The organism is Sphingomonas aquatilis, from assembly GCF_014196115.1.
GTDB lineage: Bacteria > Pseudomonadota > Alphaproteobacteria > Sphingomonadales > Sphingomonadaceae > Sphingomonas > Sphingomonas aquatilis.
On the sequence record NZ_JACIDB010000002.1, the window covers coordinates 504,614 to 516,446 of the forward strand.

Here is an 11,833-nt window from a genome sequence, read left to right on the forward strand (position 1 = left end):
CCCGGAGTTCCGATGCGTCAGACCCTGTTCGCCGCCCTGCTCGCCACCGCCGTCGCTGCGCCCGCGGTCGCGCAGGGGCTTCACCAATATTACGGCCTCGCCATCGCCCCCGACGGCAGCCGTACCGCGACGATCGAAAGCAGCGGCGGCCACAACGTTATCACGCTGCGCAATGCGACCGACGGGCGCGTGCTGCGGACGATCGATCCCTGTGCGACCTGCGGCTATTCGGACCTGAGCTTCGCGCCCAACGGCGACCTCGTCTTCCTTGCGCGCGATCCGGCCAGCAAGGGCGTGATGCTCGACTATGCGAGCGGCACGGCGACGCGGACGATCGCGACCATCCCCGGTATCGCGCAAACGCCGCGCGTCTCCCCCGACGGCAAGCGCATCGCGTTGCTGGTGACGCTGGGCGCCGAAAAGGAAGCGGGCGCAACGCAACCGGGGGTGCGCATGATCGGCGAGATCGGCGAGAAGAACGACGAACAGCGGCTCGCCGTGTTCGATGTCGCCAGCCCGTCGTCGACGGTGACGCCGCTGTCGCCGGCTGGCCGCTACGTCTACGAATATGACTGGACGCCCGACGGGCGCGGCTTCGTCGCAACGACGGCGCTGGGCAATGGCGACAACAATTGGTGGGTGGCGACGCTCGACGCGATCGACGCACAGAGCGGCGCGGTGCGCTCGATCGCCAAGCCCGCGACGCAGATCAAGCATCCGCGCGTATCACCCGACGGCCGAACGGTGGCCTATATCGGTGGCCTGATGAGCGATTACGGCTCGATCGGCGGCGACGTCTTCACCGTACCGCTCGCGGGCGGTACGCCGACCAACATCACGGCGGGCGCCAAGTCGACGGTGACGACGCTCGACTGGACCGCGGGCGGCCTGCGTACGGTGACGCTGGCGGGCGACGCGACGCAGTTCGGCACGCTTGTGCCGGGCAAGCCCGTCGCCCCCGGTTTCGCCAAGCCAGCCACGGCCAGCGCCGGCGACGGCCGCGCCGCTTTTTCCGCGGACGGGCGCTCGGTTGCCGCGGTGGTGCAGGATTACGAACATGCGCCGGCGATCTACGCCGGGCCGATCACCGCGGTACGGCAGGTCACGCACGACAATGACGCCGCGCCCGCTCTGACCCGCGCGAAGAGCGTCAGCTGGAAGAACGAGGGCTATGACGTGCAGGGCTGGCTGCTCGCGCCGTTGAATGCGCCCACCGGCAAGGCGCCGATGATCACGATGGTCCACGGCGGCCCGTCGTCGGCGTCAGTGCCCGGCTATGTCACGCCCAATTCGATGAACGGCGCGCTGCTGAAGGCGGGATATTACGTCTTCCTGCCCAATGCCCGCGGCAGCTTCGGCCAGGGTGAGGCGTTCACCGCCGCCAACAAGCGCGACTTCGGCGGCGGCGATCTGCGCGATATCCTCGCCGGGATCGACGCGGTCGAGCGCGTTGCGCCGATCGACGACAACCGGCTGGGGCTCGGCGGGTGCAGCTATGGCGGCTTCATGACGATGTGGGCGAACACCCAGACGAACCGGTTCAAGGGCATCGTCGCGGGCGCCGGCATTTCCAACTGGATCAGCTATTACGGCACCAACGGCATCGACCAGTGGATGCTGCCGTTCTTCGGCAAGTCGATGTACGACGATATGAAGGCCTATGAAGACGTGTCGGCGGTGTACCGCCTGAAGAGCGCGCAGACGCCGACGTTCATCTATGTCGGCGAGCGCGATATCGAGGTGCCGCCAACCCAGTCGGTCGAATGGTGGCACGCGCTGAAGGCCAAGGGCGTGCCGGTCAGCCTGGTGATCTATCCCGATGCCGGCCATTGCGTGACCGCGCCGGCGCAGGCCGCTGACGTCCGCGCACGGGCGATCGCGTGGTTCGACACGTACGTGAAGAACGCGAAGTAAGGCGTCAGAGCAGGGGCTTGCCCGAATCCTTGAACCGGTCGAGCACCTGGGGTGCGGCGGGCAGGTTGTCGGTCGGGCGCGCCTTGTCCGGTGTGGCGGCGGGCGGAGCGATCGAGCTGCCGCTCGCCGCATAGCCGGGCTGGACCTGCTCGGGCCGCGTCATCGGCGGCACCGGCGCGACGCTGGCGATCAGCGTCGGCGACGTCGCGACGGGCGGCGCGATCAGGGGCATGTGCGGGCCGGGGACCGGCTCGCCGCCACGATAGGGCGCGCTGAATGCGGCGCTGGTGCCCCAATAGCCCTTCCACCGATGGAACAGATGCGCGCCGACCACGTCGGTCATCACCAGGCTGCGGTTCCAGGCGGGGGTCACGGCATAGGTGTGGTAATGCGTCGCCAGCCCGACCGGTGCGTATACATAGCCGGCGAGCGCCATGCCGGCATGGCGTGCCGCCCTGATCCAGGCCGCCCGCGACGGCACCCGGGCCATGGCGCCATCGCAGGCGAAGCTAAACTGACAGCCTGACCGTTCGGACCCCTGATAGACGACGCCGCACACCGTGTGCGGGAAGGCGGGATGGCGCACGCGGTTCAGGATCACCTGCGCCACGGCGAGCTGGCCGGCGTCGGGTTCGGATGCCGCCTCGTAATAGATGGCGGCGGTGAGGCATTCGAGCGCGCGGGCGCGATCGACGCTGGAGGCGGCTTTCGTGGGAAAGGGCGCCGCGGTGACCACGCCGCCATCGGCGCGCATCGCTGCGGCTGCGAGCGACGGCGAGACCGGCGTGGCGGGCAGCGCAATCGTACCGGTCACGCCCGGTGCGGGGGCGGCGCCGTCGCTCGCGGTCGACGCTACGGGAAGGGCGACATCGGTGTAGAGCAGGGCCGCGCCGGGGAAATGATCCTCCGCCTCATAGCCGGCGGGGGCGGGCATCGGCGGCGGATCGCCTGCCCCATGCGCCGCGATCGCCCGCCATGCGCCCTGTGCCGCGAGGAGCGCGAGGATGCCGAGCCCGATGGCCACGAGCGCGATCCACGCCCGCGTCAACCTCCGGATCGTCTGCCTGCGGACCTGCATGCCGCCGCCATAGCGTAAGGCACGTGCGGCGTCCGCCATGGATTTCCAGGCGTGCCGGAGTGGTACGACGGGGCAGCACGGTAGGACTTTTGGGGATGGGCTGTCCCCTCGATGCGTCACCCCGGAACATGGCCGGGGTGACCCGCTGGGCGGGGAAGACGTAGGCTGCCCCGCTGCCCAGGCGATTACTTGAGCGTCGGACTGTCCAGCTTCAGCTCGCTCTCGGTCAGCGTTTCCGTGGCGGGACGCGCGGCCTTCAGCGGCGTAAGGAACTGCTTGGCGTCACCCACCACGGCGACACTCGCCGCCTTGGGATCGAGCAGCGCGGCCGATGCCGCCTGCACGGCCGCCGGCGTCACCGCCTCCACCTTTGCAGTGTAGCGCTGCAATTCGGTCAGCGGCACGCCGTCGAGTACATATTCGCCGATGATCCCGGCGATCCCGTCGGTCGTCTCGACACCACGGCCGAAATTGCCGACCAGCACCGCCTTGCGCGTCGACAGCTCCGCCTCGGGCACCGGCGTCGCACCCATCCGCGCCATTTCGGCGGTCATCAGCGAGACAACCTCTGCCGCGGTCTGGTTCTTGGTCTGCGTCCGCGCCGCGATGCTGCCCGTAGTCCGCGCCGCATCGACGCTGCTGCCCGCGCCATAGGCGAGGCCGCGCTTGATCCGCACCTCTTGGTTCAGCCGCGACGAGAAGCCGCCACCCAGCACCGTGTTGGCGACTGCAAAGGGATAATAACGCGGATCGGACCGCGGGATCGCAACGCGTTCGACGACGACGCCCGCCTGGCCCGCGCCCGGCATATCGACGACGACGGTGCGCGGCGCCGGCAGCGTGCCGACCGCCGGGAGTGGCGTCGGCGCGCCCGTCGGCGCACGCCAGCCGCCGAACTGCGCCTTGGCCAGCGCCTCTGCCTGCGCCGGCGTCACGTCGCCGACCAGGATCAGCGTCGCCTGATCGGGCCGCCACGTGCGCGCATAGGCGGCGGTGACGTCGGCGCGGGTGATCGCCTTCAGCGAGGCCGGCGTGCCCGATCCGGGCGCGCCATAGGGCGAGGCGCCGAAGGTCGCGCGATCGGCGACCAGCGCGGCGAGCTGCGCCGGGTTCTTCATCGCGACCTTCACCGCATCGACCTGCTGCGTCCGCGCGCGCTCCAGTTCCTCGGGCGCGAAGACGGGATGCTGTGCGACGTCGGCGAGGATGTTGAGGGCCGGGGCCAGCTGATCGGACTTTACCGTCACCTCGACGCTGCCGCCCTCGCTTGCCGCATTGGCGCCGATCGAGCCGCCCAGGCTTTCGACCTGACGCGCGATCTCGGTCGCCGAGCGCGTCGTCGTGCCCTTGGTCATCAGATTGGCGGCGAGGCTGCTGACGCCCGAACGGTCCGCCGGATCGAGCGCCTGGCCGCCCGTGCCGACCAGATAGGCGGTGGCGATCGGCAGGTCGTGGCGCTCGACCGTGACGACGCGCAGGCCGTTGGCGAGCCGCGTCTCGACCGGTTGCGGCAGGTTGGCGGTGACCGGCGCGCCGGGTGCGGGCGGCAGGACGCGCTGGCCTTCGGGCGCGGGCGTGACGATGGCGATGTCGGCCGGCGGGGTGAGCGCTTCGGTCTGCACGGTCGGCGCGACCGCGATCCTGTCACCGGTCTGCCCGGCGGGCTTGGCGCTCTCGGGCAGATAGCGGATCGTCGCGGACTGGGCGTCGCCCAGATATTGACGCGCGACGCGCTGGACGTCGGCGGCGGTGACCTGCTGGATCGCGGCAAGCTGGCGATCGGCGGCGCGGGGGTCGCCATCGATGATCGCCGACGAGGCGAGCAGGCGCGCCTTGCCCTCCGCGGTTTCGCGGCTCTTGATCGCGGCGGTGACGATCTCGTTCTTCGCCTCGGCGAGTTCGGCGGCGCTGACCGGTGCGTCGCGGAAGCGTGCGATCTCGCGCTTCAGCGCGGCCTCGCCCTGGTCCGCGGTCTTGCCGTCGGCCAGAATCGCATAGGCGACGAGGTTGCCGGTCCCCTGCTTACTGTCGAGGAAGGACGAGGCATCCTGCGCCAGCTGGTCGCGATAGACGAGGCTTTCGTACATCCGGCTGCTCTCGCCCGTCGACAGGATCGTGTTGAGCACGGTCAGCGCGGGAATGTCGGCGCTCCGGTCGGCGGGGACGTGCCAGGTCATGACGACCGCGGGCAGAGGCGTATTAGGTTCGTAGACGGTGTAGCTCACCGGCTTGGCGCGCATCGGTTCCTGCACCGTGACGCGCGGGATCGCCGTCGTCGGCCGCACGATCTTGCTGAAATAGCGATCGACCCAGGCGTCGAGCTGCTTGGGATCGAAATTGCCGGCGACGACCAGGATCGCATTGTCGGGCCGGTAATAGGTGGCGTGGAAGGCGCGGACGTCGTCGATCGAGGCCGCTTCCAGATTCTCGATGCTGCCGATCGTGGAGCGCGCATAGGGGTGCGTCGTGTAGGACGCGGCCGACAGATAGGTGGAGAACAACTTGCCATAGGGCCGCGCGAGCGTGGACTGGCGCAGCTCTTCCTTCACCACGTCGCGCTCGGATGCGAAGCTCTTGGGTTCGACCACCAGGCTCGCCATGCGATCGGCCTCGGCGAACAGCAGCCGCTGCAGATGGTTGGCGGGGACGACCTCGTAATAATTGGTGTAATCGTCGTTGGTCGAGGCGTTGTTATAGCCGCCGACGTCCTCGGTCAGGCGATCCATCTGTTCGGAGACGAGGTTGCGCGTCGCCTTGAACATGAGATGCTCGAACATGTGCGCGAAGCCCGAACGGCCCTTCGGATCGTCCTTCGACCCCACGTCATACCATACCTGTACCGCGACATTGGGCGTCGACGTGTCGCGCAGCGCATAGACGCGCAGGCCGTTCGCCAGCGTGCGTTCGGTATAGGCGATCGGCTTGACGGCGGTCGCCACCGGCGCAGTGGTTTGCGCGGTGGCGGCGAGGGGGAGCAGCGCGGCCCCGAGCAGAAGGGCGGCACGAACGAGGCGCATGGGATGCTCCGGTTAGGACGGGATGATGCCGTCGGTTGAACCGGAGCTTGGGGATCGTGTCAATCTTAACGCTCGTCATCCCGGCGCACGCCGGGATCCATGGTTACGAGCGGTCGCGGATGGTGCACAACCGATGAGGCTCCCCGTGTCCATGGATCCCGGCGTGCGCCGGGATGACGGGGGGAAGGGCGACGGTCGGGCAGCCGTCCCTCAGTCCTTCTTCTTCCCCGAATTGGCGAACAGCACCGCCGCGGCGACCGCGGCTGATCCGATGCCAACGCCGATGATGCGCATCGGCCAATGGCTCTTGCGGCCCTGCACCTTCGCCTGCGCGGCGGCATCCTGCTGCGCCTTGGCGGCGGCGGCGGCTTCGAGGATCTCGTTGGGCTGATCCGACATACTCACTCTCCCTTGCCCCGTTGATACGCTGCGCGAAAACCATTCGCGAACGAGGTCAGTTCACCAGCCGCAATGGCGGCTCTCAGGTCCGCCATCAAGGCTTCGTAGAACCAGATGTTATGTTCGGTCATCAACATCGCACCCAGAATTTCGCCCGCGCGGACGAGGTGGTGGATATAGGCGCGACTCCAGGTCGCACAGACCGGACAGCCGCACGTCGGGTCGAGCGGTGCCTGATCCTCGCCGAACTTCGCATTGCGCAGGTTGATCGGGCCGTTGCGGGTGAATGCCTGGCCGGTCCGCCCCGAGCGCGTCGGCATCACGCAGTCGAACATGTCGATGCCGCGCTCCACCGCGCCGACGATATCGTCGGGTTTGCCGACGCCCATAAGGTAGCGCGGCTTGTCCTGCGGCAATTGCCCGGGTGCGAAATCGAGACAGCCGAACATCGCCTCCTGTCCCTCGCCAACCGCCAGGCCGCCGACCGCATAGCCATCGAAGCCGATGTCGATCAGCGCGTCGGCGCTCGCCTTGCGCAAGGACTCGTCGAGCGCGCCCTGCTGGATGCCGAAGATCGCATTGTTTTCGGCATGCTCGCCGCCGCCATTGAACGCATCGCGGCTGCGCTTCGCCCAGCGCATCGAGCGTTCCATCGCCGCGGCCTGGACCTCGCGCGTCGAGGTGGTCGGCACCAGCTCGTCGAAGGCCATTACGATGTTGGAGCCCAGCAATCGCTGGATCTCGATCGATCGCTCCGGGCTGAGCAGGTGGCGCGTGCCGTCGAGGTGGCTCTTGAACGACACGCCCTCTTCGGATCGCTTGGTCAGGTCGGCGAGGCTCATCACCTGATAGCCGCCCGAATCGGTCAGGATCGGCTTGTCCCAGCCCATGAAGCCATGGAGGCCGCCCAGCCGCGCGACGCGCTCTGCGCCTGGGCGCAGCATCAAATGATAGGTGTTGCCCAGGATGATGTCGGCACCCGCGTTGGCGACGTCGGCGGGCTTCATCGCCTTCACGGTGGCGGCGGTGCCGACCGGCATGAAGGCGGGCGTGCGGATGACGCCACGCTGCATCTGGATCGTGCCGGTGCGGGCGCGGCCGTCGGTGGCGGCGATGGTGAAGGCGAAACGGGAAGACATGTCGTGCGCTTTGGCGAAAGCGGTCAGCGGTGTCGAGCCGCCGCTACCGCTTGCGCTTGGCGCCACGCGGGTCGGGGGCGCGGGTCGCCATGCTGCGGATCGTCAAACATTCTTTCCGCGTGACGACGCCGTCCCTGTCGATGTCGAGCCGCGCGAACACCCGCGCCATCGCCGCCTGCAATTCGGCGAGGGTGATGCGATTGTCGCCATCGCTATCCACTTCGAAGGGGCTGGGCAGCGCATTGGGATCGCCCAGCCAGCGCGTCGACCAGTCGGCGAAGTCGATATAGCCGAGCGAGCCGGTGTGAGCGGTGTCGATCGCGGCAAAGCTGCGCGCCACGCCGGCGGCAAGCTCGGCGCGGGTGGTGCGGCCGTCGCCGTCGCTGTCGAACGCGGCGATCGCCATCGCGACCGGCTCGACGACCAGCGTTGCGGGTGGCTGGGCCGGGGCGGCAACAGTCGTCGCCGCCTGGAGAAGAAGCGTCAGCAGCATCGGCGGCGATCATGCCAGCGGGCCGCCGCGCGCGCCATCGCTATAAGCGCGCCGGCAGCAGCAGCGAGGCGTCGCCGTAGGAATAGAAACGGTATCCCTCGGCAATGGCGTGGGCGTAGGCCGCCTGCATCCGCTCCCGCCCCATCAGCGCCGAGACCAGCATGAACAGCGTCGATTTGGGCAAATGGAAATTGGTGAGCAGGCCGTCGATGCCGCGGAAGGTATAGCCGGGGGTGATGAAGATCGCGGTGTCGCCTTCGAACGGGCGGATCACCTGGTCTTCGCCGCTGGCGCTTTCGATCAGGCGGAGCGAGGTGGTGCCGACCGCGATCACCCGGCCGCCGCGGGCGCGGACCGCGTTCAGGCGGTCGGCGGTGGCGGCGTCGATGCGGCCCCATTCGGCGTGCATCCGGTGGTCGTCGGTGTCGTCCGCCTTGACGGGCAGGAAGGTGCCGGCGCCGACGTGGAGCGTCAGCGTCTCGTGGCCGATGCCGGCGGCATCCAGCGCCGCGATCAGATCGGGCGTGAAGTGCAGCGCCGCCGTGGGCGCGGCGACGGCGCCGGGTTCGGCCGCGAACATCGTCTGATAATCGTCGGCATCGCGCGCGTCGGTCGGGCGCTTGGCGGCGATATAGGGCGGCAGCGGCATGCGGCCGGCGCGTTCGAGCAGCAGCTCGACCGGCTCGTCCCCCGCGAAGTAGAGCGCGAGGCTACCGTCCTCGCCGCGATCGGTGGCGATGGCGGTGACGCCCGAGCCGAAATCGATGCTGTCGCCGTCGCGCAGCCGGCGCGCGTTGCGGACGAAAGCGCGCCAGCGGCGCGGTCCTTCGCGCTTGTGCAGCGTCGCGCCGATCTTCGCCTCGCCGCGTCGCCCTTCGAGCTGCGCGGGGATCACGCGCGTGTCGTTGAAGACCAGGCAGTCGCCAGCGCGCAATTCGGCCGGCAGGTCGCGGACGATACGGTCGCGCGTCGCATCGCCGTCGAGCACCAGCAGCCGTGCCGAATCGCGCGGCGATGCCGGCCGCAGCGCGATCCGCTCGGCTGGCAGCTCGAAATCGAAAAGCTCGACCTTCACTTGCGGGCAGGTGCCTTCTTGGCGGGCGCCGTCTTGCGGGCCGGAGCGACCGCCTTCTTCGGCGCCGCAGTGCCAGCCGATTCGCCGCCGGGCAATGTCACCGGCGCGCCGAGCGTCACCGGCGCCGAAGCAGGCGCGGGGGTGTAGGCCGGAGGATTGTCGGCGGCGATGTACGCGTGGACGATCTTGGTCGGATCCGCGGGCGGCTCGCCACGCTGGATCGCGTCAACGTACTGCATGCCGTCGATCACCCGGCCGAAGACGGTATACTTCTTGTCGAGGCTGAGCTTCGGCTGGAAGACGATGAAGAACTGGCTGTTCGCGCTGTTCGGATCGTCCGCACGCGCCGCCGACACCGCGCCGCGGACGTGGGGCAGGTAATTGAACTCCGACGGTACGTTGGGCAGCGTCGATCCGCCGGTGCCGTCGCCCTTGGGGTCGCCGCCCTGCGCCATGAAGCCGTCGATCACGCGGTGGAAGGCGAGGCCGTCATAGAAATGCTGGCGGGTCAGCGTCTTGATTCGCTCGACCATCTTGGGCGCCACGTCGGGACGCAGCCATATGGTAACGCGGCCACCGTCCGACAGGTCGAGCAGCCACAGGTTTTCCTTGTCGGTGGTCAGCGGCGGCGTCGCGCGCTGGGTGACGTCGTCGGTGCCGGGTACGCTCTGCGCAAAGGCAGGCGCGGCGAACAGGCACAACAGAAACGCAAACAGACGGGCGAACGGGCGCATGAGATTCCCAACCTAGGTGATGCGGTGCGGCTTAGAGCAAATCGCAGGTTGCACCAAACTGAACATCGTGGCGGTAATGGGGCGGGCGGATGCCTCGCTCTTTCGTCACCCCGGACTGGTTCCGGGGTCCACTCTGCGGCGAGGGGGGTGGTTTGAGCCTCTTGCCATTCCCCCGCGCTCCGGTGGACCCCGGAACGAGTCCGGGGTGACGGGAAGGGGAAGGGGCGTCAGCTCCCGCGCCGGCCCAGCTTCTCCACGCGCGCCACCACTTCCTCGCACACGGTCGGTGTGACGAAGCGCTGGATCGGCCCGCCAAACATCGCGATTTCCTTGACCAGACGGCTGGCGATCGGCTGGAGCGCGACATCGGCCATCAGGAAGACGGTTTCGACGCGCGGATTGATCTGCTGGTTCATGCCCGCCATCTGATATTCGTATTCGAAATCGGCGACGGCACGCAGGCCGCGGACGATGACCTTGGCGCCCTCGCGCTCGGCGAAATCCATCAGCAGCGAATCGAAGGCGACGACGTCGATCGATCCGGCGATCCCCTCCACCTCGCGGCGGACGATCGCCATACGCTCGTCGAGGCTGAACATGGGGGACTTGGAGGGGTTGGTGGTCACGCCGATCACCAGCCGGTCGACCAGCTTCGCGCCACGGCGGATGATGTCCATGTGCCCCAAAGTGATGGGGTCGAAGGTGCCCGGATAGACGCCGATCCGCTCGCTCATGTCCGCCCCCTGTGTTCGATCATTATGGTGTTGGATGAATGTCGGTCAGCGATCCCGCTCGACGACGTAGCGCGCAATCGCGCGGAGCACATCGGCCTCAGGCCCGAAACCATGCAGGTGCGCGATCGCCTGGTCGACCAGCATGCGGCATTGGTCGCGCGCGCGGTCGACCCCGAGCAGCGACAGGAACGTTTCCTTGCCGGCCGCGCCGTCCTTGCGGAGCGCCTTGCCGACCACCGCCTCGTCGCCCTCGGCGTCGAGCAGGTCGTCAGCGATCTGGAAGGCGAGGCCCAGGTCGTGCGCATAGCCGCGCAAGCTGCGGCGCCCCTCTGGCGGAACGCGGCCCAGGATTGCGCCCATTTCCACCGACACGCCGATCAGCGCACCGGTCTTCATCTGCTGCAGCCGGGTGACGGTGGCGAGGTCGAATGTCATGCGTTCGGCGACCAGGTCCATCATCTGCCCGCCCGCCATGCCCGACGGGCCGGAGGCGCGTGCCAGTTCCATCACCAGTTCGGCGCGGACGAAGGGGTCGGCATGCGTCGCGGGGTCGGCGAGCACTTCGAAGGCGAGGGCGTGCAGGCAATCGCCCGCCAGGATCGCGGTCGCCTCGTCGAACGCCTTATGGACCGTCGGCTTGCCGCGGCGCATGTCGTCGTCGTCCATCGCAGGCAGGTCGTCGTGGATCAGCGAATAGACGTGGATCGCCTCGACCGCCATCGCGACCTCGCCCGCGCAGTCGCGATCGACGCCGAACAGGTCGGCCGTCGCGCACAGCAGCAGGGGGCGCAGTCGCTTGCCGCCACCGATCGCGGCATGGCGCATCGCCTTGTAGAGGTCGGCGCGCGGATCGTCGGGTACGGCGAGCAGCCGGTCGAAGCGTGCGTCGATATCCGCGGCGACGGCGGCGAGCGCCTGATCGAGCGAGGGCGCGGTCGCGCTGGTCATCGGATCAGCCGGCTGCAAAGGGGCGGGTGCCGGCGGCCTTGCCCTCGGCATCGAGGCGGATCGCCTCGATCCGGGCCTGGGCTGCGTCGAGGCGATCGGCGCAGCGCTGGCGCAGCCGATCGCCGCGTTCGTAAAGCTGGATCGATTCGTCGAGCGTCGCTTCACCGCTTTCGAGGCGGCTAACGATGCGTTCCAGTTCCTTCAAAGCGTCTTCGAACGACAGGGTTTCGATCGGCGTATCCATGCGCGTCGCTATGGGGCAGCGGCGGGACGCACGCAAGGATGCGCGCAGACCCCGCCGC

11 protein-coding genes are annotated in these 11,833 nt (G+C 68.6%); 1 reads left to right on the forward strand and 10 read right to left on the reverse strand.

What is annotated here, in order from left to right; all coding sequences use genetic code 11:
• The first annotated feature begins 12 nt into the window (after positions 1 to 12).
• Positions 13 to 1,914 (forward strand): S9 family peptidase, encoded by a 1,902-nt coding sequence (locus tag GGR47_RS08500; protein ID WP_147037002.1) that lies wholly within the window; start codon positions 13 to 15, stop codon positions 1,912 to 1,914.
• 4 nt (positions 1,915 to 1,918) lie between these two features.
• Here GGR47_RS08500 and GGR47_RS08505 read toward each other — a convergent pair whose 3' ends face one another.
• The 10 genes from GGR47_RS08505 to GGR47_RS08550 form a co-directional block, all read right to left on the reverse strand.
• Positions 1,919 to 2,962 (reverse strand): cell wall hydrolase, encoded by a 1,044-nt coding sequence (locus GGR47_RS08505; RefSeq protein WP_147037006.1) that lies wholly within the window; start codon positions 2,960 to 2,962, stop codon positions 1,919 to 1,921.
• A 215-nt stretch (positions 2,963 to 3,177) separates the two neighbouring features.
• Positions 3,178 to 6,009 carry a M16 family metallopeptidase gene (locus GGR47_RS08510; RefSeq protein ID WP_147037001.1) on the reverse strand — a complete coding sequence of 944 codons (2,832 nt, stop codon included), beginning with the start codon at positions 6,007 to 6,009 and terminating at the stop codon, positions 3,178 to 3,180.
• Positions 6,010 to 6,219: 210 nt separating this feature from the next.
• Positions 6,220 to 6,408 carry a hypothetical protein gene (locus GGR47_RS08515; RefSeq protein ID WP_017979936.1) on the reverse strand — a complete coding sequence of 63 codons (189 nt, stop codon included), beginning with the start codon at positions 6,406 to 6,408 and terminating at the stop codon, positions 6,220 to 6,222.
• A 2-nt stretch (positions 6,409 to 6,410) separates the two neighbouring features.
• Positions 6,411 to 7,547: a tRNA guanosine(34) transglycosylase Tgt gene (gene tgt / locus GGR47_RS08520; protein WP_147037000.1), complete on the reverse strand. Its 1,137-nt coding sequence runs from the start codon at positions 7,545 to 7,547 to the stop codon at positions 6,411 to 6,413.
• Positions 7,548 to 7,590: 43 nt separating this feature from the next.
• Positions 7,591 to 8,040 carry an EF-hand domain-containing protein gene (locus GGR47_RS08525; RefSeq protein WP_147036999.1) on the reverse strand — a complete coding sequence of 150 codons (450 nt, stop codon included), beginning with the start codon at positions 8,038 to 8,040 and terminating at the stop codon, positions 7,591 to 7,593.
• A gap of 40 nt (positions 8,041 to 8,080) precedes the next feature.
• A complete protein-coding gene (queA, locus tag GGR47_RS08530) occupies positions 8,081 to 9,115 on the reverse strand; it encodes a tRNA preQ1(34) S-adenosylmethionine ribosyltransferase-isomerase QueA (RefSeq protein WP_147036998.1) in 1,035 nt (344 codons plus the stop codon).
• Positions 9,112 to 9,849, reverse strand: coding sequence for a peptidylprolyl isomerase (locus tag GGR47_RS08535; RefSeq protein ID WP_147036997.1), 738 nt, complete (start codon positions 9,847 to 9,849; stop codon positions 9,112 to 9,114). Before GGR47_RS08535 ends, queA begins: the two co-directional genes overlap by 4 nt.
• Before the next feature lie 227 nt (positions 9,850 to 10,076).
• Positions 10,077 to 10,583: a pantetheine-phosphate adenylyltransferase gene (gene coaD, locus GGR47_RS08540; RefSeq protein WP_017979931.1), complete on the reverse strand. Its 507-nt coding sequence runs from the start codon at positions 10,581 to 10,583 to the stop codon at positions 10,077 to 10,079.
• A gap of 45 nt (positions 10,584 to 10,628) precedes the next feature.
• Positions 10,629 to 11,531: a polyprenyl synthetase family protein gene (locus GGR47_RS08545; RefSeq protein WP_147037065.1), complete on the reverse strand. Its 903-nt coding sequence runs from the start codon at positions 11,529 to 11,531 to the stop codon at positions 10,629 to 10,631.
• A 4-nt stretch (positions 11,532 to 11,535) separates the two neighbouring features.
• Positions 11,536 to 11,775, reverse strand: a complete 240-nt coding sequence (locus GGR47_RS08550; RefSeq protein ID WP_017979929.1) for an exodeoxyribonuclease VII small subunit — start codon at positions 11,773 to 11,775, stop codon at positions 11,536 to 11,538.
• Between the last annotated feature and the right edge of the window lie 58 nt (positions 11,776 to 11,833).